Origin of the sequence: Palaeococcus pacificus DY20341 (assembly GCF_000725425.1) — an archaeon.
Classification (GTDB): Archaea; Methanobacteriota_B; Thermococci; order Thermococcales; family Thermococcaceae; genus Palaeococcus; species Palaeococcus pacificus.
In genome coordinates, this window is sequence record NZ_CP006019.1 from 941,980 (window position 1) to 965,872 (window position 23,893).

23 protein-coding genes and 6 tRNA genes are annotated in these 23,893 nt (G+C 44.4%); 18 read left to right on the top strand and 11 right to left on the bottom strand.

The genetic code is table 11. The annotated features are described in order from the left end of the window. Positions 1–4 precede the first annotated feature (4 nt). Complete coding sequence (gene iorA, locus PAP_RS05220) at positions 5–1,942, top strand: indolepyruvate ferredoxin oxidoreductase subunit alpha (protein WP_048165019.1); 1,938 nt, start codon at positions 5–7, stop codon at positions 1,940–1,942. Further along, entirely contained in the window at positions 1,939–2,547 is a 609-nt protein-coding gene (locus tag PAP_RS05225) for an indolepyruvate oxidoreductase subunit beta (protein ID WP_048165020.1), read from the top strand. The genes iorA and PAP_RS05225 overlap by 4 nt, the downstream gene beginning before the upstream one ends. Positions 2,548–2,606: 59 nt before the next feature. Here PAP_RS05225 and PAP_RS05230 read toward each other — a convergent pair whose 3' ends face one another. Next, a complete protein-coding gene (locus tag PAP_RS05230) occupies positions 2,607–3,176 on the bottom strand; it encodes a TATA-box-binding protein (RefSeq protein WP_048165021.1) in 570 nt (189 codons plus the stop codon). 226 nt (positions 3,177–3,402) lie between these two features. Between PAP_RS05230 and PAP_RS05235 the strand changes: the two genes are divergently transcribed. Beyond that, positions 3,403–3,789, top strand: a complete 387-nt coding sequence (locus PAP_RS05235) for a DUF356 domain-containing protein (protein WP_048165022.1) — start codon at positions 3,403–3,405, stop codon at positions 3,787–3,789. Here the strand turns inward: PAP_RS05235 and PAP_RS05240 are convergent, their stop codons facing one another. Continuing rightward, positions 3,790–4,323 (bottom strand): multiprotein bridging factor aMBF1, encoded by a 534-nt coding sequence (locus tag PAP_RS05240; protein WP_048165023.1) that lies wholly within the window; start codon positions 4,321–4,323, stop codon positions 3,790–3,792. Positions 4,324–4,433: 110 nt separating this feature from the next. Between PAP_RS05240 and PAP_RS05245 the strand changes: the two genes are divergently transcribed. From PAP_RS05245 to PAP_RS05255, 3 genes are all read left to right on the top strand, one after another. Further along, positions 4,434–4,904 carry a GNAT family N-acetyltransferase gene (locus PAP_RS05245; RefSeq protein WP_048165024.1) on the top strand — a complete coding sequence of 157 codons (471 nt, stop codon included), beginning with the start codon at positions 4,434–4,436 and terminating at the stop codon, positions 4,902–4,904. An 83-nt stretch (positions 4,905–4,987) separates the two neighbouring features. Then, positions 4,988–6,007: an adenylosuccinate synthetase gene (locus PAP_RS05250; RefSeq protein ID WP_048165025.1), complete on the top strand. Its 1,020-nt coding sequence runs from the start codon at positions 4,988–4,990 to the stop codon at positions 6,005–6,007. Between the two features lie 64 nt (positions 6,008–6,071). Further along, positions 6,072–6,149 (top strand) — tRNA-Arg (locus PAP_RS05255). Between the two features lie 32 nt (positions 6,150–6,181). Here PAP_RS05255 and PAP_RS05260 read toward each other — a convergent pair. Both PAP_RS05260 and PAP_RS05265 read right to left on the bottom strand, forming a co-directional pair. Continuing rightward, positions 6,182–7,432, bottom strand: coding sequence for a DEAD/DEAH box helicase (locus PAP_RS05260; protein WP_048165026.1), 1,251 nt, complete (start codon positions 7,430–7,432; stop codon positions 6,182–6,184). Positions 7,433–7,481: 49 nt separating this feature from the next. Further along, positions 7,482–7,559 (bottom strand) — tRNA-Lys (locus tag PAP_RS05265). Between the two features lie 106 nt (positions 7,560–7,665). Between PAP_RS05265 and PAP_RS05270 the strand changes: the two genes are divergently transcribed. Then, positions 7,666–7,753: transfer RNA gene (locus PAP_RS05270), tRNA-Leu, on the top strand. A gap of 56 nt (positions 7,754–7,809) precedes the next feature. Here PAP_RS05270 and PAP_RS05275 read toward each other — a convergent pair. The 4 genes from PAP_RS05275 to PAP_RS05290 all read right to left on the bottom strand — a co-directional run bounded on the left by PAP_RS05275 (position 7,810) and on the right by PAP_RS05290 (position 10,053). Further along, positions 7,810–8,259 (bottom strand): hypothetical protein, encoded by a 450-nt coding sequence (locus tag PAP_RS05275; RefSeq protein ID WP_048165027.1) that lies wholly within the window; start codon positions 8,257–8,259, stop codon positions 7,810–7,812. Positions 8,260–8,336: 77 nt separating this feature from the next. After that, a tRNA-Met gene (locus tag PAP_RS05280) sits at positions 8,337–8,440 on the bottom strand. Positions 8,441–8,485: 45 nt separating this feature from the next. Next, the gene (locus tag PAP_RS05285) at positions 8,486–9,244 is read right to left on the bottom strand and encodes a bifunctional fructose-bisphosphatase/inositol-phosphate phosphatase (RefSeq protein ID WP_048165028.1); all 759 of its coding nucleotides are present in this window, start codon (positions 9,242–9,244) and stop codon (positions 8,486–8,488) included. Positions 9,245–9,246: 2 nt separating this feature from the next. Continuing rightward, positions 9,247–10,053 carry a DUF63 family protein gene (locus tag PAP_RS05290; protein WP_048165029.1) on the bottom strand — a complete coding sequence of 269 codons (807 nt, stop codon included), beginning with the start codon at positions 10,051–10,053 and terminating at the stop codon, positions 9,247–9,249. Positions 10,054–10,156: 103 nt separating this feature from the next. Here PAP_RS05290 and PAP_RS05295 point away from each other — a divergent pair, with 103 nt between their 5' ends. From PAP_RS05295 to PAP_RS05335, 9 genes are all read left to right on the top strand, one after another. After that, positions 10,157–11,197, top strand: a complete 1,041-nt coding sequence (locus PAP_RS05295; RefSeq protein ID WP_048165030.1) for an NAD(P)-dependent glycerol-1-phosphate dehydrogenase — start codon at positions 10,157–10,159, stop codon at positions 11,195–11,197. 29 nt (positions 11,198–11,226) lie between these two features. Continuing rightward, positions 11,227–11,655 carry a UPF0179 family protein gene (locus PAP_RS05300; protein ID WP_048165031.1) on the top strand — a complete coding sequence of 143 codons (429 nt, stop codon included), beginning with the start codon at positions 11,227–11,229 and terminating at the stop codon, positions 11,653–11,655. Between the two features lie 70 nt (positions 11,656–11,725). Further along, positions 11,726–12,991 (top strand): adenosylhomocysteinase, encoded by a 1,266-nt coding sequence (locus PAP_RS05305; protein WP_048165032.1) that lies wholly within the window; start codon positions 11,726–11,728, stop codon positions 12,989–12,991. 247 nt (positions 12,992–13,238) lie between these two features. Next, complete coding sequence (locus PAP_RS05310) at positions 13,239–13,991, top strand: nucleotidyltransferase domain-containing protein (protein WP_048165033.1); 753 nt, start codon at positions 13,239–13,241, stop codon at positions 13,989–13,991. Positions 13,992–13,993: 2 nt separating this feature from the next. Continuing rightward, the gene (gene tsaA / locus PAP_RS05315; RefSeq protein WP_048165034.1) at positions 13,994–14,644 is read left to right on the top strand and encodes a tRNA (N6-threonylcarbamoyladenosine(37)-N6)-methyltransferase TrmO; all 651 of its coding nucleotides are present in this window, start codon (positions 13,994–13,996) and stop codon (positions 14,642–14,644) included. Positions 14,645–14,719: 75 nt separating this feature from the next. After that, positions 14,720–15,490 (top strand): alpha/beta hydrolase, encoded by a 771-nt coding sequence (locus PAP_RS05320; protein WP_048165035.1) that lies wholly within the window; start codon positions 14,720–14,722, stop codon positions 15,488–15,490. Next, the gene (locus PAP_RS05325; RefSeq protein ID WP_048165036.1) at positions 15,487–16,287 is read left to right on the top strand and encodes a hypothetical protein; all 801 of its coding nucleotides are present in this window, start codon (positions 15,487–15,489) and stop codon (positions 16,285–16,287) included. Before PAP_RS05320 ends, PAP_RS05325 begins: the two co-directional genes overlap by 4 nt. A gap of 71 nt (positions 16,288–16,358) precedes the next feature. Further along, a tRNA-Phe gene (locus PAP_RS05330) sits at positions 16,359–16,435 on the top strand. Positions 16,436–16,439: 4 nt separating this feature from the next. Further along, positions 16,440–16,517: transfer RNA gene (locus PAP_RS05335), tRNA-Gly, on the top strand. A 23-nt stretch (positions 16,518–16,540) separates the two neighbouring features. On the opposite strand, the gene PAP_RS05340 is transcribed toward PAP_RS05335, so the two are convergent. Further along, complete coding sequence (locus tag PAP_RS05340) at positions 16,541–17,281, bottom strand: sulfite exporter TauE/SafE family protein (protein WP_048165037.1); 741 nt, start codon at positions 17,279–17,281, stop codon at positions 16,541–16,543. Positions 17,282–17,463: 182 nt separating this feature from the next. Here PAP_RS05340 and PAP_RS05345 point away from each other — a divergent pair, with 182 nt between their 5' ends. Beyond that, the gene (locus PAP_RS05345) at positions 17,464–18,480 is read left to right on the top strand and encodes a DUF3226 domain-containing protein (protein ID WP_048165038.1); all 1,017 of its coding nucleotides are present in this window, start codon (positions 17,464–17,466) and stop codon (positions 18,478–18,480) included. Between the two features lie 4 nt (positions 18,481–18,484). Further along, positions 18,485–19,165, top strand: coding sequence for an HAD family hydrolase (locus PAP_RS05350; protein ID WP_236626968.1), 681 nt, complete (start codon positions 18,485–18,487; stop codon positions 19,163–19,165). Between the two features lie 57 nt (positions 19,166–19,222). Here PAP_RS05350 and PAP_RS05355 read toward each other — a convergent pair whose 3' ends face one another. Beyond that, positions 19,223–22,630 carry a DNA polymerase domain-containing protein gene (locus tag PAP_RS05355; RefSeq protein WP_048165039.1) on the bottom strand — a complete coding sequence of 1,136 codons (3,408 nt, stop codon included), beginning with the start codon at positions 22,628–22,630 and terminating at the stop codon, positions 19,223–19,225. Positions 22,631–22,719: 89 nt separating this feature from the next. Beyond that, a complete protein-coding gene (locus PAP_RS05360) occupies positions 22,720–23,823 on the bottom strand; it encodes a choice-of-anchor L domain-containing protein (RefSeq protein WP_236626969.1) in 1,104 nt (367 codons plus the stop codon). Between the last annotated feature and the right edge of the window lie 70 nt (positions 23,824–23,893).

Genomic DNA, 23,893 nt, shown 5'->3' on the forward strand with positions numbered 1-23,893 from the left:
TTGAATGGCAAAGGTAACTGATATGGTTTTATGGGACAAGCCGGGAGAAAAAGTTCTCCTTTTAGGAAACCAGGCAATAGCTAGAGGTGCACTTGAGGCAAACATAGCAGTTTACGCCGCTTATCCAGGAACCCCAAGCTCTGAGCTAACGGACACCATGGCAATGGTTGCTGAGAAGGCTGGCGTTTACATGGAGTACTCAACCAATGAGAAGGTGGCTTTTGAGACGGCTTTAGCGGCCGCTTGGAGCGGCTTAAGGGCCATGACCGCAATGAAGCACGTAGGTCTTAACGTAGCCGCCGATACATTCATGAGCGCCGTTGGAATGGGCGTTGAAGGCGGTTTTGTCATAATGGTCGCTGACGACCCAAGCATGTGGTCTTCACAAAACGAGCAGGACACAAGGGTTTATGCAAAGTTTGCAAACGTCCCAGTTTTGGAGCCAAGCTCACCGCATGAGGCCAAGGAAATGACCAAATACGCCTTTGAGCTCAGCGAGAAGTTCAAGCACATGGTTATCCTGAGAACCACAACAAGGATTTCACACGCAAGAGGAGACATTGAGCTAGGAGAGCTCCCTGAGGAGATAAAGCAGGCAAAGAGAAAGTTTGGTGACTTCAAGAAGGACTCCTCTCGTTTCGTTGACGTTCCATCAAATGCAAGGAGATTCCACCCACAGATCCTCGAGAAGATTGAGAAGATTAGGGAGGAACTCGCGGAGTGTCCATTCAACTGGATTGAAGGCAAAGAGGATGCAAAAGTTGGTATCATCGCTCCGGGGTTGAGCTATGCCTACGTTAAGGAAGCTCTAGCCTGGCTCGGCGTTGAGGATGTAAAGGTTCTTAAGCTCGGTACTCCATTCCCAGTCCCATTCAAGCTCGTTGAGCGCTTTATGGACGGCCTTGAGAGAGTTCTAATCGTTGAGGAGCTCGAACCTGTCGTTGAGGAGCAGATAAAGACATGGGCCTTTGATAAGAAGCTCAGCATTGAGATTAAGGGCAAAGAGATAGTTCCAAGGATTTATGAGATGACCACGAGAAGAGCCGTTGAAGCCATTGCAAAGTTCCTTGGATTGGAGATGCCAATCAACTATGAGGAGCTCGACGAAAAGTATGAGAAAGTTAAGGCTATGGTCCCACCAAGACCACCAAGCCTCTGTCCAGCCTGTCCACACAGGAACAGCTTCTACGCCATAAAGAAGGCCACGAAAGGAAAGGCAATCTATCCGAGTGATATTGGATGTTACACCCTTGGTCTGCTCCCACCGCTCAACGCTGTTGATACCACCGTCGCTATGGGAGGCTCAATAGGAATCGCTCACGGTTTAAGCATTGCTCAAAACGGTGCCATTAACGAGAGCCAGAGAAATGAGGAGAAGAAGGTTATTGTTGCCACAATTGGAGACTCAACGTTCTACCACACTGGACTTCCAGCTTTGGCAAATGCAATCTATAACAGATCCAACGTCCTCATAGTTGTCCTCGACAACTTTGTCACGGCAATGACTGGAGACCAGCCAAACCCAAGCACAGGACAAACACCCCACGGAATGGGTAAGCAAATCCCAATTGAGGAAGTTGCAAAGGCAATGGGTGCAGATTATGTTGCTGTGGTTGACCCATACGACATTAAGAAGACCTACGAGACAATAAAAGAGGCTCTTGAAGTTGAAGGTGTTAGCGTCGTCGTCTCAAGAAGAATATGTGCCCTCCACAAGATTGGCGAGATGAGGAAGAAGAAGGAGAAGTGGCCAATCTACTACGTGAACGAGGAGAAGTGTACGGGATGTAGGGTATGTATAAACACCTACGGCTGTCCAGCTATCTATTGGAACGAGGAGAAGAAAGTCGCACAGGTCAACCCAACCATGTGCTGGGGCTGCGGAGGATGTGCGCAAGTGTGTCCATTTGGGGCCTTTGAGACTGAGGGGGGAGAGCAATGAGGGAGTATAACATTGTAATCACAGGTGTTGGAGGCCAAGGTGTTCTCACGGCCTCAAACATCCTTGGTTGGGCTGCTCTTAGAGCCGGCCACAAGGTAAGATTGGGAGAAGTTCACGGAATGAGCCAAAGGTTTGGAAGCGTTATCTCCTACGTCCGCTTTGGTGAGGACGTTTATGGAGCAATGGTGCCCGAAGGAAAGGCCGACGTTTTAATGTCCTTTGAGCCTGTTGAGGCCCTAAGATACATCAACTACCTCAAAAAGGGAGGAATGGTTGTCGTTAACACAAGCCCAATTCCACCAGTTCAAGTTTCAATGGGCAAAGCTACATACCCAAGCATTGAAGAGATTAAGAAGGTCGTTGAGGAGGACTTTAAGGCCAAGTGGATAGGCTTCAACGCTGAGAAGCTTGCTCTTGAGGCGGGCCACGTCGTTACAACCAACACAGTTCTCATCGGAGCATTAACCCAAGTCCCAGAGTTCCCCCTTGGGGAAGATCACGTGAGGGAAGTCATAAGAATAAGTGTTCCACCAAAGGCCGTGGATATGAACATGAAGGCCTTTGACCTGGGAATCAAGGCCGCAAAAGAGATTTTAGGGCTTTGATTTTTCTTCTTTTCTAAATTTTAATTCTCGTGAAAAAGCTAAGTTAAAGAGAAAAGAGCTTAGAACTCCCAGCTCTCTGTTAGTCCGTACTTCTCAAGCTCGTGGAGCAACTTTTTAACAGCTTCCCAGGCGTCGTGTTCGCTTTTAGCGCCACTGCACACGATTTTACCGGAGCTGAATAGCAAGATAACAGCTCTCGGGTCTTTTACCCTATAAATAACGCCGGGGAACTGCTCTGGTTCGTACTCACAGTTTGGAAGGGCCAAAGCAACGGCATCGAGGTTAAACTCCATACCAATGTCACCGCTAAACACCATGTTTTGAATGTCTATTTGAGGTGCCCTTTGGAACTTTGCTCCAATCTTTGAGAGCATTCCAACGAGCTTTGAAACTGCACCTTCAATGTCTTCAACACTCTTAGCTCCAGTAACGACCAGCTTTCCTGAGCTGAAAACGAGAAGAGCAACTTTTGGCTCGTCAAAGCGGCAAATAATTCCGGGGAACTCTTCGGGATTGTACTTAGAGTTCGGGCAAATCTCTATTACTTTTTCCAAATCCAAAGAAGTGAACAAGTCCACAGAGGCAACGATATTCTCAATTCTTAGCTTTACCTTGCTCATATCTACCACAAATTACACCCCCGATTAGTGGGTTTAAAAACCCTCCTTTTATATACTCCCCCCAGCCTTTTTAAACTTAACCGTATAAAAGGACAAAATCTAGTGCTTTAAACTAACTCTTGTTCATCTTTAGCTGCTTATTATTGTAGTAACTCCAACTCTCAGTGTTTAAAATTGAACTCCATGGGCATACATTTAAATAGGGGCTCTAAGAAGTTATGGATGGTGAGGAATCATGAAAAACACGATGGTTTTAGTGAGAACAGACGACTTCCAAAAGGCCATGGTGGCCTTAGCTGATCTTGTGAGATACGGCGGGATGAAGATTAGGGGAGAGCCAAGGATAGTTCCTCCTGCACTCTCAGATTGGGCTTTTGAGAAAGTGGTGGGAGAGAAGCCCAAAAAAAGGTACAGCGCTCATGTAGTAGCACAGATAGACCTGCCCCCTGCAAAAGCAATAGGGCGCTTGAGGGAAATTCATCCTCCAGCTCACATAATAGTAATACCTCCCCAGAGCAAGGTTCACGGTGAACTTCTGCGCCTTTGGGGCACTCTCGAGAAGCTCAAAGGCTTCCACCAGCCTAAGGAAATTAGAAGAGAAAGTAAAGACGAAGAAGAGTGATCACTTCTTTCTCTTCTTAACTTTAATCCTCGCTATATCGCCCAGAGTTGGCTCGTAGTCCTTTGGAATCTTTGCTTTCTCCTCGTGGACTTCTTCCACACGCTCAATGAGTGTTATCTTAAAGTACCTCTCGAGCTTCTTGGCATCATCGATGGTAGGCATGTACTCGCCGTGGGCAATTCTCCTCAGCACATTGACGGAAAGTCCGACTTTATGGGAGAGCTCCTCATAGCTCAGTCCGCTCTTTCTAATGGCGTTGCTCACTATCTCAGCGTAGTCTTCAACAATGTCCTCGGTGTATAGCGGCCTCTCGCGTTTGGGCATTGTTTTGGGTCTAGGTCTTGGTCTTGAAACCTCTCTTCTCCTTTCTCTTCCTGTAGGCATAGGGCTCCAGGTTCCGGGTTTTTTCTTTGAGTATCTTTCATAACAGCTGTTGCAGACTAAGAGTTCCGCTCCTTCGAGCTTTATGGTGTGTCCAGGCCCTCTTATTTGAGCACCGCAGATTTCACAGAGTTTGGGCTGTTTCTTTGGCATCACTATCACCTTCTCCTTCTCACTTATACCTTCGTACCGGAGGATAAAAATCTGTCTATTACAACCAACTAAGGATTTATAAATCCTTTTGCATTCAGTTTCAAATAGGTATGAATGGTCTAAAAATTGAGAAGCTAAAGGAGTGGAATGAGGAGATACTTGAGAGGTTAGTTCAGATTTACATGCAGGGTTATGATGGGCTAAGAGAGTACGGTGGAGAAGGCGTGGGATATGCTAGGAGGTACTTAAGCTGGTACCTGAAAAAAATGAGAGATGGCTTTTTTGTCGCTAAAATTGGGGATAACATAGTAGGCTTTGCCGTCTGCGCGAGGGACTGGTATCATAAGTTTTTGGGTGAAAGGGTTGGCTATATCGGGGAGCTCGTGGTTGATAAAGAGTATCAAGGCCACCATGTCGGCGGTGCTTTAATGGAGGCCTGTTTAGATTATTTAAAAGGATGCAAAAAGATAGCTCTTGAAGTTGGAGTAAAAAACGAAAATGCCATACGCTTCTATGAGCGCTGGGGATTTAAGAAAGTAGGAACCGAAGGCAAGTGGGTTGTAATGGTGAGGGAAGTTTAACATTTTCTTGTCAATTTTCAACCACAATCATTTTAAAGATGCCACCTACATACCTATGGATAACCCTTTTAGGTGAAGAAAAAATGCCAAGCTACATAGTCGTCGGCGGTCAATGGGGAGATGAAGGAAAAGGTTCTATAATTGCTTATCTTGCCCAAAAAGATGAACCCGATGTTATAGCAAGAGGTGGAGTAGGAACAAACGCTGGACACAGCGTTTACATAAACGGCATCAAGTACGCGGTAAGGCAATTGCCAACAGGCTTTATGCAAACTAAAGCAAGGCTTTTGGTTGGTGCCGGAGTTTTAGTTGATCCTGATGTTTTCTTCCATGAGCTTGAGCACCTCAAGGATTTCAACGTCAAAGAGAGGGTGGGCATTGACTACAGGTGCACAATCATAGAGCCCCAGCACAAAGAACTGGATAGGTCTAACGCTCACCTTCACGGTAAAATAGGAACCACAGGAAGCGGTTGCGGCCCAGCAAATGCAGATAGGATCATGAGAATAGCAAAGCAGGCAAAGGACATTAAGGAGCTCGAGCCATACTTAACGGATGTTGCTCAAGAGGTTAATGATGCGCTCGATGAAGGTGCTTTAGTCCTCATAGAGGGAACTCAAGGCTTTGGATTAAGCCTCTACTATGGAAGTTATCCTTACGTTACATCGAAGGATACGAGCGCTTCAGCAATAGCGAGTGACGTTGGAGTCGGCCCAACGAGGATAGATGATGTTATCGTGGTGTTCAAAAGCTTCCCAACGCGCGTTGGTGCGGGCCCATTCCCAACGGAGATGAGCGAGGAAGAGGCGGATAAAATGGGCCTAGTGGAGTACGGCACAGTGACGGGAAGGAGAAGAAGAGTTGGATGGTTTGACTATGAGTTCGCACGCTACTCCGCAAGGGTCAACGGTGCCACAATGCTCGCAATAACAATGCTTGACAAGTACGACAGCGAAGCATTTGGCGTCACCGACTACGACAAGCTCCCACAAAGGGCTAAAGAGTTCATTGAGGGCATTGAGGAGCGCGTAGGTGTTCCCGTCGGCCTGATAAAGACCGGCCCGGAAATGGAACACATAATTGATTTGAGAGAGAACATTTGATTCCCTTTCTCCTTTATTCGCTTATTCAAAAAGCTTTTATTTTGGGGTAGCTAGTTAGTAGCGAGGGCCCGTGGCTTAGTATGGATAGAGCGTCGCCCTCCGGAGGCGAAGGTCGCGGGTTCAAATCCCGCCGGGCCCGCCATAAGAAACTTTTGCTAATTGATGTTGATGCATTTAGCCCATAGCAATCTTCAACAAAGCACTAACGACTTCTTCCGCACTGTTTTCCTTCAACAGCTCTTTAGCCATATTCATGTATTCTTCGCTCCCTCTTCTTATGTGCTTCTTTACTTCCCTCTTCATTACTGCTTCAACGCCTTTGTTCTGGACTTTGCCCTTTCTAATCGTCACTTTTGCCATCTTTTCTATGTACCTGAGCTTTCTATATTCTCCAGGGCGAATAAACGTTACCGCTTTACCTTTCTTCCCTGCTCTCCCCGTCCTTCCAATCCTGTGGACGTAGTCCTCGGGGTTTTGGGGTAGGGAATAGTTTATGACGTGCGTCAGGTCGTTAACATCAATTCCCCTCGCGGCAACGTCCGTAGCGACGAGGACTTTAGTCCTTTTGTTTTTGAAGCGCCTCAAGGTGTTTTCTCTGCTCCTTTGAGGAATGTCGCCATTTAGAGCTTCAGCCCTGTAACCCAATTTAACGAGCCTTTTAGAAAGCTCCCTCGTCTCCTTTTTAGTCTGGCAGAAAACTATACCATGAAAGCCCTCCCCAATGAGGCTGCAGAGAAGGTCAAACTTTTTGGAGGGGGCAACTTCAAAGTACTCCTGCTCGACCAAATTGGGCGCTAAGCTCTCTTCTTCTGTTCTTATAACCTCATACTCGCCGAGGTATCTTCGTGCTAACCTTAAAATTTCCCTTGGTATTGTCGCAGAAAACAGGAGAACACGCTTGTTCTCATTAGTATACCTCAAAATCTCCTCAATGTCATCGATGAATCCCATATCGAGCATTCTATCTGCTTCATCGAGAATAAAATAATGAATGTTCTCAAGTCTCAAAGTGCCTCTCTCTATGTGGTCGAGCACCCTTCCAGGAGTGCCAACTACAATGTGCACACCTCTCTCCAATGCCCTAATTTGAGGCCCTATTGGCTGACCTCCGTAAATTGGGAGAACACTCAGCTTTTTCTTACCCTTTAGCGAGTTTATCTCGTCAGCAACTTGGATTGCAAGCTCCCTCGTTGGGGCTAATACTATAGCCTGCACATGTCTGTTTTTCTCCTCAATCAGCTCAATGAGTGGGAGTGCAAAAGAAGCTGTTTTACCAGTTCCCGTTTGAGATTGCCCAATGAGGTCTTTTTCTCCATTTAGAAGTCTTGGAATAACTTCTCTTTGGATGTCAGTTGGTTTTTTAAAACCCTTCCTTTTTACAGCTTTTAGGGTATTCCCTGAAAGTCCTAAATTTTCAAAACTCAATTTTCTCAACTCTCTTTATTTCGTTAAAACGTTCCTTTAGAAACGCTGTTGGCGGGCCGGCGGGGATTCGAACCCCGGACCTGCGGGTTAAGAGCCCGCTGCTCTAACCAGGCTGAGCTACCGGCCCATGTCGCGTCCAATCCATAAAGGAGAAGAAACCCTTTATAAATTTTTCGGTTAATACCAATAGAAAAGTTTATAAGGGCTTTTGAGAGGAGAATAAATCGGCTCGTGCGGGGGTTGCCGAGCCTGGTCAAAGGCGCGGGATTGAGGGTCCCGTCCCGTAGGGGTTCGTGGGTTCAAATCCCACCCCCCGCACCAACGCAAGCTTTTCTGATGAAAAATCTCCTAAATTCAAGGTTTCATTAGAATTAAACTCATTCACTCATGTCTGGTCTTTCCATGCCCCTTTCATGCCTTTTAGCAGGCCTCAGTGTTATTACCAAAAAAGGAGGCACCTCTCCAATGTAAAGGGCTTTCTTTTCTTTGCTGATGTAAAAGTGGTAAACTCCATCCTCAATCTCGCTCAGGAACTTTTTTGGGAGAGTAATCTTAGCAAACTTTTCATCTCCAAAGAAAACACACTCATAGGCATCATTTATTTTTGAAACCTCCTCCTTAAGTTCCTCCAGCGTTAAAATTTTAGAGTTCAGCTTAACACACACGAGGCTTTTTCTCTTGTCTGTAAATATACTCACTTTTTCGTTTACCTTGATCTCATGAGCCTTTTCAAGAAAAGCCCAGAGTGAAGAGTATATCCTATCCAGCTTCCTCCGCTTAGAAAGCCTCTTTGCTATTCGCTCTTTGGCATGATTGGTCAGCAACATATCGAAGCATTAGAAAGTCAGCTTTAAAATTTTGTCCTTTTGATGAAAACTCTCTCCAGAAAAGTTTGATAGGATAGTGCCGGGGCGGGGCTTTGAACCCCGGACCTCTCGGTTTCTCAGGCTCCCCCGAAGGGAGCAACCCTATGAGCCGAGCGCTCTGACCAGGCTGAGCTACCCCGGCGCGCCCAATATAGCTCGTGAACATTGATTTTTAAAGTTTTCGCTTCTACCCTATGGTATCTAATATCATCTTTAAAAGCCTCTCATCGTTTACGGCTATTATATTGGTCTTTTCCGCTGCACTCAGGCTAAATTTGAGCTCTTTTCCTTTATCATCGGTCACTATTGCCCCTGCTTCCTTTGCAATCATCACTCCAGCGGCTATGTCCGTAGGCCTCACATAGTTCCTTATGTCTACAACGCCATCGGTCGCTCCTTTGGCCAAATAGACGAGCTCTACGGCTATCGCACCTAAAACTCTCGTTCTTTTGATTTTTTGGAGTATCCCTATCCCTCTGCCTCTCGTATAGAAGTTTAAAGCTACTGCTCCTTCTTTCATCTCTCTAACTTTTATGGGTTCCCCGTTTAAGTACGCACCTTTGCCAGGAATGGCTTCATAAACGCTTTTTGTCATAAACTCATATATCATGCTGTAAAATGGCTCGTCTTTTTTAAACACTGCAAAGCTAAATCCAAATATGGGAATCCCGCGTATGAAGTTGTAAGAACCGTCCAAAGGATCAACTACTACTGTATAATCGCTCCCTTTATCGACAGTTCCTACCTCTTCACTCACGATATTCACATCTAAAGGCTCCAAATAGTTTAAAATAACATTTTCGGCGATTTTATCCACTAATTTCGTTTTATCTCCACTTGGACTTACGCCAATGAATTCTCCAGCTTTTTGCTTCCCGAAGAGGGGCAAAATCTCTTTCTCAACTTCCTTTGCTATTTGCAGGGCAATTTCATTCCACTCATACATTCTTAAACCCCCATTAACATTCTAAGCAAGTTTCTCGTTCCAGGGGCAAAGCCGAGAATGAATATTACCATTTTTATGAAATCCATCAGCTCTTTGTCGCTTTCGCTCTCTTGGATTTCCCTCATTATGTAGAGGGCTAGGAGTAGGACAGTGAATTTTAGGAGGTACATTACTGCCGCAGTGCCTGTTAAATCGATCAAATATCTCGGCAAGACGTGCTGCTCCCAGTATCCCATAAAGTCAACGCCTACAAATGTTGTGGTGGCATCATAAAAGTGAGCATAGAATATGTAGGAATTCTCCTCAATTAAGCGTATCCTCTTTGAAAGGGCATAAATTACCCCCACAGCAACTAATAGGAAGGGTATGAAGTACTTTAACGGCTCTGCAGTTAGATTGACCTTGTCAAGGTGCGTGATAAGCAAAAGCAAGTCCAGACCAACCAAAGCCCATCCAAAGTATAGGAATGTTCTCCTCCAGTCTTCAGAAGCTTTTATTGCTATCAGCAGAGCGGAGAAAGTTATTATGAAAGTCATGAAGTATATGCCCGGTGTTACAGTTAGGAAAGTCCTGGGGATTATTGTAGCGTCGGTTAGTGCTCTCGAAAATGCTCCCAAAATCATGTAAGGAATGAGTGCTCTAAAAAAAGCGTTATCATATTTAACGTTAAGCTTTTTGAGGACCTTAAAAATGCCCATAGCGGCGAGACCTAGGATTATTGCGTATGTAAGCGTATTCACGATATTGTATCCCGTATTGTAAAGAATTGGGTTTACAAAGTATTCTCTGAAAATCTCACCAACTCCCATTTTACCACCGATTAGTTGTTCACATCCAACGTTAAAGCTTTTTCTCTCAACCCTATGGTTTTTAAGTTTCAAAAACAATACTTTAGCTTAGGAGTGGTGTGAGATGCACTTGATGGAGCTTCCCCGTGAAGTCATTTTGGGTGAGAATTTAAAAGATAAAGTAAGCGAAGTTGCGAAGCGATTAAAATTAAACGAAAGAGCTCTTATTCTCTACGGCAAAAAAACTAAGAAAATTGCTGGAAATGAGGTTGAGAAACACTTAAAGGAGGATTTTAATGTTTCTGCGCTCACAATCAAAGCTCCAACTATGCAGGAAGTAGAGCGCGTAATTAGGTTCATAGAAGACAACTCAATAGGCTGGATAATAGGTGTTGGCGGTGGAAGCATAATCGATGTTGCAAAGCTGAGCTCATTTAAAGCGGATATCCCGTTTATAAGCTTCCCAACTACCGCTTCTCATGATGGAATAGCGAGTGCAAATGCTTCGATCAAAGATTTGGGTGCAAAGACGTCCATAAAAGCAAAGCCTCCTATAGCGGTTATAGTGGACGTTAAGGTAATCAAAACCGCCCCCTACCGCTTTTTAGCAGCTGGTGTGGGGGATATGATATCAAATCTAACCGCTGTAAAAGATTGGCAATTGGCTCACAAGCTTAAGGGGGAATACTACAGCGAGTATGCGGCTTCACTCTCGCTAATGAGCGCCAAGATGGTTATTAAAAACGCCGATGTGATAAGGCTTGGCAACGAGGAGAGTGTTAGAAAAGTTGTCAAGGGTCTAATCTCAAGCAGTGTTGCAATGAGCATAGCCGGTTCATCAAGGCCAGCAAGCGGAGCGGAGCACCTATTTAGCCATGCCTTGGACATGCTCTTGGAAAAACCGGCACTTCACGGCGAACAATGCGGCATAGGAACAATTGTCATGGCTTACCTGCACGGCTTAAACTGGAAGAAGATTAGGGATACATTAAAAAGAGTCAACGCACCTACAAATGCATACGAATTAGGAATCGAACCGGAGTACATCATTGAGGCTTTGACGATTGCACACACAATTAGGCCGGATAGATACACCATCTTGGGGAAAGAAGGCTTAACTAAGGAAGCTGCTGAAAAAGCGGCTAAAATAACCGGAATTATTTGACTATCATTGTTCATTGAGGAGGTGTTAAAATGGTGGTCACGTTAGTTGGTGAAAAATTGGCAAAACCAGGGGTAGAGTTCATTTATTATGGGCCTGCTGACCCGTGTAAGACCTGCAGACTTGCAAGAGTTTGTGTTGGGAATTTAGAGCCCGGAAGGAGGTATAAAGTTCTCAGGATTAGAAACATAGAGCACTCCTGTCCTCTCCATGAAGGCAAAGTTAGAGTAGTTGATGTTGTAGAACCTGCGATAGAAGTTGCAATAGACCCAAGGTATGCAATAGTGGGCTCAAAGATAACTTTGAGCTTTGTGGAGTGCAGCGATATTGATAAAGAAAGCGTCGTCAAGCCCGAGGGGCTTTTTGAAGGTGATATCGTCAAGATACTCGAAATTGTCGGCGAATTCGAGTGCGACGGCAAGAAATACAAGATTGCAAAGGTTATGCGCGAAAAGGAGTGATTTGTTCTTTTTCTATTACCTCTATAAAAACCCTTTTTAACTTCTTTTTTGATTATCCTCTGGTGATAGCATGGACTGCACGAGAGATTATTGTGTTAAGGACATTAGTTTGGCACCAGAGGGAGAGAAGAAGATAGATTGGGTCTCTCGCTTCATGCCTGTTTTGCAGAGCATAAGGAAGGATTTTGAGAAGGAAAAGCCCTTTAAAGGGTTGAAGATTGCCACTTGTTTGCACTTAGAGATGAAGACGGCCTTCCTATTATTGACGCTCAAAGCTGGGGGAGCAGAGGTTTCCGCCACCGCCAGCAATCCATTGAGCACGCAAGATGACGTTGTGGCGGCTTTGGCAAAGAACGGAGTTAAAGTATACGCCATTAGAGGAGAGAACAGAGAGGAGTACTACGAAAACATGCACAAGGCTTTGGACATCAAGCCAAACATCCTCATAGACGACGGCGCGGACATGGTCTCAACAGTGCTTAAGGAGAGGCAAGAATTGATAGAAAACATCTGGGGTGCAAGCGAAGAGACCACAACAGGTGTGATAAGGCTTAGGGCAATGGAGAAGGATGGAGTGCTTAGATTCCCAATCATAGCCGTTAACGACTCCTACACCAAATATCTCTTTGACAACCGCTACGGAACGGGTCAATCAACATGGGACGGCATACTTAGGAGCACAAACCTTCTTATAGCCGGTAAAAACGTCGTTGTAGTTGGCTACGGCTGGTGCGGAAGAGGAATAGCCATGAGGGCTAAGGGTCTTGGAGCTACGGTTATAGTCGTGGAAGTCGACCCGATTAGGGCTTTAGAGGCAAGAATGGACGGCTTCTTAGTGATGTCAATGAACGAAGCCGCTAAAGTTGGAGACATATTCGTAACATCAACGGGAGACATAAACTGTATCAGGAGAGAGCACTTCGAGGTCATGAAGGACGGGGTAATAATGGCAAACGCTGGCCACTTCGATGTTGAGATAAGCAAGCCAGACTTGGAGAGCTTGGCTGTGGAGATAAACAATCCAAGACCGCACATAACCGAGTACAAGCTCAAAGATGGAAGGAGGCTCTACCTCCTTGCGGAAGGGCGTTTAGTGAACTTAGCGGCAGCTGATGGGCACCCAGCTGAGATTATGGACATGAGCTTCGCTTTGCAAGCGATGGCCGCCAAATACATCAGGGACAACCACGAGAAGCTCGAAAACAGGGTCTACGTCCTCCCAAGGGAGATTGACGAGATGGTCGCGAGGATTAAGCTCAAAGCCATGGGCATTGAGATTGAGCAGCTCACTGAAGAGCAAAAGAAATATTTGGAGAGCTGGGAGCACGGGACATAAGTCCCCTTAATTTCCTCTTTTTGGGTTTTGAATTAAATTTTCGTTTGATAATTCTCAGAGTGCAAGCAAAGGTGGATAATGGGAAAAGAAAACTCACCCCTTCGAGCACTTTGTCGGAATGAACATGCCCTGCTTCCCCAGATTTCCAAGCCAAATATAGTGGCAAGCGTATCTTTTTTGCCTCAGAAATTTGGAAAACACCATAAGGTTAATTAGAGATGAATTAAAGTTCGATTGGGGAGCAAAAATGAACTGGCAACTCGCTTTAGAAAAGTTCCTTGAGAAATGGAAGAAAAAAGACTTTGTTGAGGCTGCTCTGCTCACGGGGAGCTATGCAATAGGTATGGAAACTAAGTACTCTGATGTTGATGTTTATATCATCCTTTCCGACAGTGTTGACTGGCGTGAGCGGGGAAATAAAGTAATTGACGGTGTTTTAATCGAATACTTTGCAAATCCGCCCAGACAGATCAGACACTATTTTGAAAAAGACTTTAAACAGAACAGAAGAAGTGCTGCGAGGATCATCACAATTGGAAAAGTTCTCTTTGATAAAACTGGCATAGCTAAGGAGCTTAAGAAAGAAGCGCTGGAGTACATGAAAAAGCCTTTTCAAAAGCCCGACAAGGTTTGGATTGAGACGGCGAATTATTTCCTTTGGGACGGCTTAGATGGAGTAAAGGATGCAAAAGAAAGAAATGACCCGAGCTTTTTCTATTTGTACCACCTAACCCTTAGCAGAGCCCTTGAAGTTTACTCAAAGTTCCTCTGCATTGAAGTCCCTCCAGCGAGTAAAGTCTATCGCCTGTTCACTAATGAAAAGTTTAGAAAGGCTTATCTATTCGAGCCATTCCCTGATGAAAAGTTTGTTGCACTGTTTTTGAATGCTATGCAGGAGGAAAAGGTTGAAGCGCTTGAAGAGCTTATCCTATACGTTTTTGAGAGGATGGGGAGATTTAGCATCGATGGCTGGCAGTTAAAAACAAAAACGGAGGTTTAGAGATGGAAAAGTTTAATCTGGCCCCAGTGGGTGTGGTTAGACACTTGGAAGGGAAAACTTTCCTCGAAATCTATCCTGAATTTGCCGAGGCTATTGAAGGCTTAAACGAAGGCGACTGGATTAAGCTAATTCTATGGTTCCACGAAAGCGACAATCCAGAAAGGCGGAAAATTCTAAAAGTTCACCCATACAACAATCCCGAGAATCCTCTAACAGGTGTTTTTGCCACTCGTTCTCCCGTTAGACCGAATCCTCTTGCACTTTACACCGTCCAAATCCACCGCATCGAGGGAAATACGCTCTTCATTGATTGGATAGATGCCCACGACGGCACTCCAATAGTAGACATCAAAATATTCGTAGAGCGCTTAGATTGCCCAATCCAACGGGAAGTGGACGAGAAAGAGGTTGATATTTGGGGAGCGAGGCAGATTGGTGGGATCAACTTAATTCCAAGGAGGAATGAGCACCTCGATGAGCTGGAAGAGGTTAAGCCCGAAGAGTACACGGCTCTAATTGTTGAACTTGGGGAGAAAACAACGTATTTAAATGCAGCCGAGCTGGTGGAGTTAATCAATGCCCTAAATGAGATTTACGAAGAACTACCGGGTGAAATAAAGGATAAGCTGAAAAGTTTAGGTAAGTCTCTATAATAGGCTTCGATGCTCTAACAAACTACTTGGGGCACATTTTTAAACTTTTATGCTCAAATTTTTTTGGTGTGCTTTATGGTGTATAAAGTCAAGTTTGGAGAGCCTAAGAGAGGATGGGTTGTTTTGGTTCACGGTCTTGGGGAGCACAGCGGGAGGTATGCAAAGATAATAAAAATGCTGAATGATGAGGGGTTTGCTGTTTACACTTTCGATTGGCCTGGACACGGGAAAAGCGAAGGCAAGAGAGGGCACGCAACGATAGGGCGGGCTATGAAGATTATAGACGAAATCATTGAAGAGATTGGAGAAAAGCCTCTCCTCTTTGGGCACAGCTTGGGCGGGCTAACTGTTTTGAGGTATGCCGAGACGAGGCCAAAGAAGATTAAAGGTGTCATAGCTTCTTCACCCGCTTTGGCTAAAAGCCCTAAAACGCCGGGCTTTATGGTCTGGATTGCGAAGATTTTGGGGACTGTTGCACCTTCACTTACCTTGAACAATGGCATAGAGCCCAATCTATTATCGCGCAGTAGAGCAGCTGTGGAGAGATACATTAAAGATAGGCTCATCCATGATAGAATCTCAGCGGCTTTAGGAAAAGACCTTTTTGAGAATTTGGAAAAAGCTCATAAAGATGCTGAAAAGATAGAAGTGCCCGTCCTCATTCTTATAGGAACAGAAGATGTTATTACGCCTCCAGAAGGTGCGAGAAAGCTGTTTGAAAAGCTCAAAGTGGAAGACAAAACGCTGAGGGAGTTTGAAGGGGCTTACCATGAAATCTTTGAGGACCCTGAATGGGGAGAGGAGTTCCACAGAGCAATAGTTGAGTGGGGGAAGGAGAGAGTATGATGTTTGATACCTTTTCCAAATTTCTTGCGTACTGGGACGGCAGTGAAGAATCGTGGCTCGCTTATATCAACGAGTATCCGGAGCTCTTTGAAAAGATTAAGCAAGATTATGGGAGATATGGCGAGGATTGGCATAAATACCTTGTTATTCCAAGGAAGAGGGCGCTTGATGAGCTCAAGCTCGCTCATGATAGGCTTAGTGAGGTCATTCCAAAAGTTGAGGAAAAGATAAATGGACTCTTTCCTTTCTTAGATGAGTATCATATTGTGATTTATGTTGGCTTAGGAAATGGAGCGGGGTGGGTTACGGAATTTAAAGGTAAGCCGGCCATTTTGTTTGGCCTCGAGAACATTGCGGAGCTTAATTGGTTTGATATGGTTGGAGGGTTAGCGGCCCATGAGTTTGGGCATCTTGTCCACTGGCTGTTAAGGGGAGAGAACATCGAGAATATTGAGGAAGAGCAGGTATTTTGGCTCTATACTGAAGGGTTTGCCCAAAGAATAGAAGATTGGGTAATCGGTAGGCCCTGGCACCTCGAGGAAGAGGGCTGGTTTGAGTGGTGCGAGGGGAATGAAGCACTGATAAAGGCTGAGTTTTTGAAGTATTTGCAAGAGAAAAAGCCGCTAAACAGGTTTTTCGGCTCTTGGTTCGAAATCTTTGGGAAGAAGTTCTTGGGGTATTATTTAGGCTATAAGTTTATCATCCAGCTTGAAAGGGAGCGTACTCTAGAGGGGATTGCAAAAATGGATAAAGAAGAGATCAGGGCAAAGATTCTTGAATTTTTGTCTGAGGGATAATGCTCTAAAATGTTCACTTCCTAAAACCGCAAGATTTATAAAGGCATTCCTTCCTTCTATTAGTTGGGCGCGGGGCGGTAGCTCAGCCTGGGAGAGCGCCGGACTGAAGATCCGGGTGTCGGGGGTTCAAATCCCCCTCGCCCCACCATTCTGCGGTGGTAGTCTAGCCTGGTCTAGGACACCGGCCTTCCAAGCCGGTGACCCGGGTTCAAATCCCGGCCACCGCACCAAAACCTGTTTTTTCTAAAGCCGCTCAAAACAGTTCAGTTATGAGCTTTAAAGCTGTTAATAGCGCTATAGCCGCAAAAACTACCTTAAGCTTTTTGTCGCCCATTTTTAGGGCAGTTTTAGCTCCGAGCCAAGAGCCCAATAAAAGTGGGGCTAAAATTAAAAGTGCAGTGTGGTAATCAATACTGCCTTTTGAAGCATAAGTAAGTGCTGCTATTGAGTTATTAACGAAAATTATCATTTTTGCGGTTCCGTTGGCTTTGAGCATGTCTAAACGAAAAAACAGTCCCAAAGCCGCTATAACTATTAAAGTGGATGCAACTCCTAAAATTCCAATGTAAAAGCCTATGAGAAAACCAATTATCGGTACTGCTTTTCTGCTTAGTTTTTGAGAGTTTCTCTTGAACTTCGGTTTAGATTTTAAGGTGAAGTAAACTCCTACTGTAAGAAAAATTGCTACGAGTAAATTTGCCTCTTTTTCTGGAAGCGAGAGGAAGAAAGCACTACCTAAAACCGCGCCTACAAGTGATGAGAAAGTTAAAGCAGGGGCAATCCTAACATCAACAGCACCACCTTTAAAGTAAGTCAGCATTGAAACCAGTGTTAAGCCTGCTATAGTGAGCTTTAAGGTCCCAATAGCAATCTTCGTCGGCACATCTAGGAACTTTAAGAGGGATAGAATAACTACGCTGCCTCCGCTCATCATGGAACCAATAAATCCTCCACCAAATGAGAGAAGTGCCACTAATATCCAAGAGAGCTCCATAATCTATGCTATGCTCCCAATATTTAATGCTTTTGTGACGCTAAAGTTATATGCCTGGCTGTTAATTGTAGTACGTGCAATGATGAGTGAATCCAATGCTGATGGGTGATGAAAGCAAAACCTGAGCGCACATTTATAAGCCCTTTGTGATTAGCGATAGTAGTTGATAATGGTGAAGTGGAATGATTTTGATTACTGGAAAAAACTACGAGAACGTTTTAGAGAGCAAAAACGAAGAAAAAATCCTTTTCCCCGAATATGGGAAAAATAGTGAGGAGCTTAAAGCATTTGCTTTCTCGCTTAGGGGAGACGAAATCATCGTGACAGCAAGCCTTGAGCTGATAGATTTGCTCCTCGAGCGCTTTAAGAGACACGAGGGAGTCCTTATCTATTCGGACACAGGGGAGAGCCTAACCTTCAAAGAGGCCTATGAGCTTAGGAAATACCTCGACTTTGACTTAAGGGGAGGAGACTTTAGAGATGAAGAGAGGGCCAATGTAATCTTCTGCGAGGGAAAGACGGACTCGAAGTTCTTTAAAGCAACTTATAAAAAGCTCTTTGGCTTTAAAGAGGTGAAAAAAGTTCCTGAAACGCTCAAACTAATTGAGAGAGTTTTTGAGCGAGAAAACTATGAGCTCATAAAAGAAGGAGGAGTTTATCTCGCAATAATCCCAAGTGAGGGCAACTCTGGAGTAATACGGAACCTCGGCAACTTTCTAAGGGCTATGGAAGTCTTTAGGTTCAAAGTAAACAAAATTGGAATTGCCCTCGATATAGATGAGAGCGAGGAAGTGGTATTCCAATCGATTAGGGGCAAGCTCTCTGGATTTGACTATCAATCCCTTGGAAATCGTTTTAAAGTTGAGGAAACTCTAATAGTGCCCCTTTTAATTGGCTATCACGTTAATCATGGTTGCATAGACTGGAAGAAGCCCACAGTAGAGGACTTAATGATTGAGCTCCTCTCCAGAGAGAGGGTCATCAGGAAAATTGAGAGGGCAATAAACATCCTCTGCATTGACTTAAAGCGCAAACTTAAGCCCAAAGAGGTTATTTACCTAGCAATGGCTGCAAAGGGCTTTTGGGGCAACCTTGAGGGCTTTTACGAGATGATGATAATGCGGTCAAGGAGGAGAAACCTTGAGAGCCTTCTAAGGAGGGCCAAGCTTTATGATGATTTGGCTTTCTTAGGGAGGTGATGCTGTGATAGTCTCCTTCGATGTCTGGAACACACTCTTGGATATAAACGTAATGCTTGATGCGTTGAGTTCTTCGCTGGCAGAGCTCTTGGGAATAAGCGATGAGGAAGCGAAATTGGAGATTTTAAAAGCGAGGGAAGAAATCAAAAAGCTCAGGAAAGCCCAAAAAGGTTCCCCCGAAAGGGCCCTCGAGGAGAGTCAAGAGCTCCTGGCAAAAGAGCTAAATACGAACGTTGAAGTCGTTAAGAGGGCCGCAGTGAAGGCAGTTCTTAAGGTTGCTGAGGAGATTATCATAGATGGCGCTTTGGAGACGCTCAAGGCTGTTAAAACGGAGCACACAATTATTACAGTGGGCAACGTCATGTTCTGGCCTTCCGCTTACACACGCCTAATTTTGGAACGCTTTGGATTAGCGGATTTCATAGACAGGCAGTTCTATTCGGACGAGCTTAAAGCCTACAAGCCCATGAGGGAGTTCTTTGAAAAGGCACTATCCCATTTCCCGCAGAGTAAGGCTCTGCACATCGGCGACACATTTGAGGAAGACTTTAAAGGAGCATTAAATGCCGGGCTTTACGCGGTGTGGATTAATCCAGAAGCAGAGGGCGTTAGGAGAATAGAGGAGAGGGGCTTTGAGGTGAGACAAATTAGAGATCTTTTAGATGTATTGAGGTCTCTGAAGTAAAAATTTAAAATTATAAAAGTTTTGGAGCATCTCCAAGGCTGGACATCAAGTTTTTTCTTAACTTTTTGGCTTCAACCAAGCCCCCAATCCCGTCTGCTTCATCCTCTGGTACTCTAAATCCTTCTCCTTGTATCCAAAAGCCTCTAAAATCCTAAGCACCGCTGGAAGAACTTGATTATGGATGTAGTAGTCGGGGTCGTACTTATGCTTCTCGGGGTTGTATTCCTCCGCTAAAATCACCCTGTCGCTTATCTTCCCGCTCCCCTTGAGCACAACGTAGCTTATCACAGTTCCGGGCTTCACCTTTATGCCCCTTGCTTCCAAGCGCTTCGCTATGGCCACGTGGGGGCCAGTAGCTTTATAGTCTTTGAGCTCTCTCGTTATCTGCTCGTGGATGACGAGCTTCTCAACGGGCACTTTGTATTTGGCTAGATCCTCAACGACTTTCTTTACTATCTCTGCTGCCTTTTCAACGCTACCCTCCCTTAGAATAGCCTCCAACACTTTAGCTTGAGTTTCCTTAGCTATATCGCTCCAGTCCCTCCTTACTACTTCGAGGCCCCTCGTTGTAATCTTCCCTTCCTCATCTATCACAGCGTAGCGCTTTTTAGTGACAAAGAAACCCCTAACGTAGAAGCCCTCATACTCGAGCTCGAGCATTCCAGGCAGCTTTGAGTTTATGTATTTTAAGAACTCTTTAGCCTTCTTTTTGATGCTCTCAACTTTTTCGCCCGGAATTGTTGCATAAAATCCATCGGTGTCGGCGTAGAGCACTTTAAAGCCTTGTTTTTCGATTTCTTTAATCGTCATGTCAATGTAGTATCTCCCCCATGCCGTAACGCTCTCGGCGCACTCCTTTGAATACCAGCGTGCTTTTGGATAACCCATATAGCCGTAATATGAGTTGGCCAGGATTTTGACGGCTCGCTGTCTGTAATCGAGCATTTTCTTCTCGATTGGATCAATTGTGGCTTTCATCTTCCTCTTTATCTTTTGTCTCGTCTCTATGAGCTCCTCGAGAATGCTTGGGATGAATCCCTTAAAGTCTTTGCAAAAGCGGTAGCCTACGATTGGAGCTTTGTCGTAGTTTTTGCATCCTTCTTTTTCCACAGTATCCGGAGAAACGTTGTGGGTGACGATTATGGATGGGTAAAGCGAATTGTGGGTTAATATACCATTAGCGAAGTAGTAAGGGGTTCCTTCAAGTGTTAGATCATAAACTTTGCCTTTGTAGTAATTTTTCGCTGCCTTGACCTCATCAAGTGCGTAGAAGCCGCTTTCTTTAAGCCGGTACATCTCTTTCTCTGAGATTATTTCCTTCAGAAGGCTCTTTTTGCGTGAGCTTATGAACCCAACAAGAACATCGAACTTTACGAGCTCTCCTCTCCATGCGATTTCCAAAATGTGGCGTTTTAAATTCTTGCCCCTTTCTTCGTATTCGTACTCGTATATAGAATGCCTAATCCCAAGCTTTTGTAGCATTTTCGAGATTAGCTGAATTGTGTTCCCATTGTTAGTACCCTGTGTGACAACAATAGTCCTTCTTGCGACGTTTACCGTTCCATCGCCTTCGAAGAATCCCCTAAGGACTGATGCAGCGTCGAGGTTTTCGATGCCTTTCATAATCTCCTTGATTTTTAGGTAGACGGATTTTTTGGCACACTGAAGTGTCAGGGCTTTGGTGTTCTTCTTTCTCCTTATTGATGGTTCGCAGTCAAACAGCTTTTTGAAGATGTACTTTATGCGCTGTATAAACTCGGTTTCCTCCTCGCCTACCGTTATCTCAACCCGATACTGATGTGAAATCCTGTGTTTTCCTCGTGAGGAGTCGAAATATCTAACGTCTTTTCTTAACATGTGCCCTTCCGCTAAGATTATTCCGGCAAGTTCGCTCTTTAGAATTAGCTCCTCAGGAAGCTCTGCTTTTCTTTTTTCTATTTCACCTATTGCCTCAAAAAGTTCCGTTGTGATGAGTTTCCCTTTGACTTTATTGGTTAGCATGGATTTTGCGTAGCTATCTCTTATAGAAGTCTGTCTTTCTTTTTGGGTAACTATTGGTAACTTATGGTTGGGGGTGCATCTGAGCCCATTAACATTTACCAGCTCGCCATCGTAGTCATACTCCCATACCTTCAAAACTTTGTGCCATCCATTTATTCCTAAAACATAGTCCCCCTCCTTGACTTCGCTTATGTTCACGATGCCTTTATCCTTAACGACGACCTTTGTGTCGGCCGGATGACACCTGAAATCTAAATAAACGATGTTGCCCCATAATCCCTTTTCAGGCTCTTTAACGTAGCCTCCCAAATAAGAAGAGCGCATTCTTTTCCTATATTCCTCATCACTTGGCTTGTTTGGTGCTAATTCATTCCTCTCATAGGCCACCCTTAGGAGATACCACTCCACTAAGTTGCCCGTGCTCGAGCGCGAGACATCCCAAACGCTCTGTCCTATGAGCTTTGCTAATTCAACCTCCATAGGGAAGAATTCTTTACCGAGTTCGTAGGTTGCTTTGGCATCTTCCATGGAGTACAAAGCTACCTGTTTAAGTCCTTCCTCGTTCTCCCATGCCCTCGTTATGTCTTTAGCATAAACTTTGCTCTTCTTCTTTCCTAAAACGGCTTCGTAAACAGCCTCGAGCGTGTATGTGGTTAATCTTATGGTGTGCCTCACTACGGGGTATAGGTCTAAGTGTATCCTGCCCTTAACTTCCACGGCAAATCTATCTCCCATACGCTGGATTTTAGGCTCGCTCCCATCTCTCCCAAGAGTAAACTTCAAGCCGAGCTTTTCACAGCGCTTTTTTATGTAAGCAAAGTCGAAGTTGTCGCCATTGTAGGTAATGAGTACATCGGGGTCTTTTTCCTTCACCACCCTTAAAAAGTGCTTTATCATGTCTCTCTCAGTTGAGACTACCTCAACGTAAGGCTCGTCGATGCGCTTCCAGGTTATGACTTTAGCCTCGTCCTCATCGGCATAGCTTATCATAAGGATGGGCCCTTCCCCGAACTCCTCCCCTTCATGATAGAGCGTCTCGATGTCAAAAGCGAGCAGCTTAAGCTCCTCGTCTCCTTCCATTGGGATTAGACCTTTATCTATCAAATAGCGCTTTGCAAAGGGAATGTCGTACTCAAATATCTCCAGCACGGCTGGATGGGCTCTAATGGCATCTCTAATGGCGGGGACATCTTGGGGATGTTCAAAAACTAAGCGCCAGACACTTATAGGCTCGCCTAAGAACTTTTTCTCAACTTTTTCTGTCTTCTTAACTTTAACAACCTTGCCGTGCCTCGCAGCGGTGATTTTTTTAATCTCCTCTATTGCGTCGTCGCTCTCAAGAAGCGCGTAAATGTAGGGTTCAAAACTCCTGTCGTATTCTATTTTAAACTTTTTATTCTCCTTCTTGAAAATCCTAATTACAGGCTTCCCGTTCTCGGTTATGTAATCAGTGTCGAGAATCATAATTCTCACCAAAGAGTATGTTGCTTTAAAGCCTAATAAATGTTAATGACAACAAAATTAAGAGTTAAAATCAAAAAGAAAAAGGATACTCAAGTCATTTTTTCTATTGCTTCCCTTAATAGCTCAACAGCCTCTTTTTCTTTTAGATATGCTTTTCTTGTGTCGCTTATTCTTGGAAGCAGTTGAATCCTTATCCATATTCTTGCCCGTATCTCTTCTAAATCTTCAGTTCTCCAAGCGTGCTGTATGTGTTCTATTGCACTATTGTGTAGCTCTAAGGCTTTTTGTAGCGTTTCATTGTCCACTCCTAACTCCGTAGCATTTGCATATAGCCCATTGAACTCATCGTAATAGTTAAAGAAGTATTTAGTCCAAAGTTGTGTAAGAGTTAAGAGACTAAGGTACGTGACCGCGGGAGAGACTCTTTCAAACCTTAAATCATCAATGAATGCTGCCGTATCAACTACGGAATCCCATTCATCAGCTACTTGGAACACGATAGTTATCTCTTGGTTTCTGTATTCAGTTACATCTAAAGTGCCAGTGAATATTGCCGTAACCTCGTTTAAAGCCACATCATCAGGATCTGGTATGTTGGTATAGTTGAGAATATCACCGCCCACGTAAGGTATGTCCCCATTAGGCAATAGAGCTAGGTCTTTCGTTGAACCATTGGGCAGCACTACATATGCTCTAAAGTAGTCTCTGTATGAACCTACGTAAGAGGGTATTTCATCTGATCCAAACTTCCATTTAAATGTCAATGTCTTGGCATCTCTAGGTACTCTTAATGTAATCTTTAGAGTTGCAACATCGTTGATTGTACTTGAAAATACTGGGTGTCCGTCAGGGATTGAGACTCCATTAAGACCGCTGCTTATGCCCACAGAGGAGTCTCCGGAGAGAACATCCTCCGCATTTCCCGTGCTAAGTATTAAATAAGAATTACCATCTATAGGAAAACCTTGTTTGTTTGCAGTAGCAATCAAAATTTGGGAATCAACACCTTTAAACTCCGCTTTTACTAAAGTATTTTTGCTGTCTTCTGAGAGAATAGCAAGGGCTTCTTGTGTCGCATCTCTAGTCACAACACCTCCTTGACCTACAGCAAAGCTCCCCAAAAATGCTGGTATTACTCCCAAGCTAATCAGAAATAATCCAACTATCCACAAGCTCAATAATTTTTTGTTCATATAAATCCCCAACTAGATATATGTAGCCCATATTATTTAAGATTTTGTATATTGTCCACTTTAAATTAGT

Coding starts and splice junctions, on each gene's coding strand:
- iorA (WP_048165019.1), top strand. CDS start 5: ATGGCAAAGGTAACTGATATGGTTTTATGGGACAAGCCGGGAGAAAAA.
- PAP_RS05225 (WP_048165020.1), top strand. CDS start 1,939: ATGAGGGAGTATAACATTGTAATCACAGGTGTTGGAGGCCAAGGTGTT.
- PAP_RS05235 (WP_048165022.1), top strand. CDS start 3,403: ATGAAAAACACGATGGTTTTAGTGAGAACAGACGACTTCCAAAAGGCC.
- PAP_RS05240 (WP_048165023.1), bottom strand. CDS start 4,323: ATGCCAAAGAAACAGCCCAAACTCTGTGAAATCTGCGGTGCTCAAATA.
- PAP_RS05245 (WP_048165024.1), top strand. CDS start 4,434: ATGAATGGTCTAAAAATTGAGAAGCTAAAGGAGTGGAATGAGGAGATA.
- PAP_RS05250 (WP_048165025.1), top strand. CDS start 4,988: ATGCCAAGCTACATAGTCGTCGGCGGTCAATGGGGAGATGAAGGAAAA.
- PAP_RS05275 (WP_048165027.1), bottom strand. CDS start 8,259: ATGTTGCTGACCAATCATGCCAAAGAGCGAATAGCAAAGAGGCTTTCT.
- PAP_RS05285 (WP_048165028.1), bottom strand. CDS start 9,244: ATGTATGAGTGGAATGAAATTGCCCTGCAAATAGCAAAGGAAGTTGAG.
- PAP_RS05290 (WP_048165029.1), bottom strand. CDS start 10,053: ATGGGAGTTGGTGAGATTTTCAGAGAATACTTTGTAAACCCAATTCTT.
- PAP_RS05295 (WP_048165030.1), top strand. CDS start 10,157: ATGCACTTGATGGAGCTTCCCCGTGAAGTCATTTTGGGTGAGAATTTA.
- PAP_RS05300 (WP_048165031.1), top strand. CDS start 11,227: ATGGTGGTCACGTTAGTTGGTGAAAAATTGGCAAAACCAGGGGTAGAG.
- PAP_RS05305 (WP_048165032.1), top strand. CDS start 11,726: ATGGACTGCACGAGAGATTATTGTGTTAAGGACATTAGTTTGGCACCA.
- PAP_RS05310 (WP_048165033.1), top strand. CDS start 13,239: ATGAACTGGCAACTCGCTTTAGAAAAGTTCCTTGAGAAATGGAAGAAA.
- tsaA (WP_048165034.1), top strand. CDS start 13,994: ATGGAAAAGTTTAATCTGGCCCCAGTGGGTGTGGTTAGACACTTGGAA.
- PAP_RS05320 (WP_048165035.1), top strand. CDS start 14,720: ATGGTGTATAAAGTCAAGTTTGGAGAGCCTAAGAGAGGATGGGTTGTT.
- PAP_RS05325 (WP_048165036.1), top strand. CDS start 15,487: ATGATGTTTGATACCTTTTCCAAATTTCTTGCGTACTGGGACGGCAGT.
- PAP_RS05340 (WP_048165037.1), bottom strand. CDS start 17,281: ATGGAGCTCTCTTGGATATTAGTGGCACTTCTCTCATTTGGTGGAGGA.
- PAP_RS05345 (WP_048165038.1), top strand. CDS start 17,464: ATGATTTTGATTACTGGAAAAAACTACGAGAACGTTTTAGAGAGCAAA.
- PAP_RS05355 (WP_048165039.1), bottom strand. CDS start 22,630: ATGATTCTCGACACTGATTACATAACCGAGAACGGGAAGCCTGTAATT.
- PAP_RS05360 (WP_236626969.1), bottom strand. CDS start 23,823: ATGAACAAAAAATTATTGAGCTTGTGGATAGTTGGATTATTTCTGATT.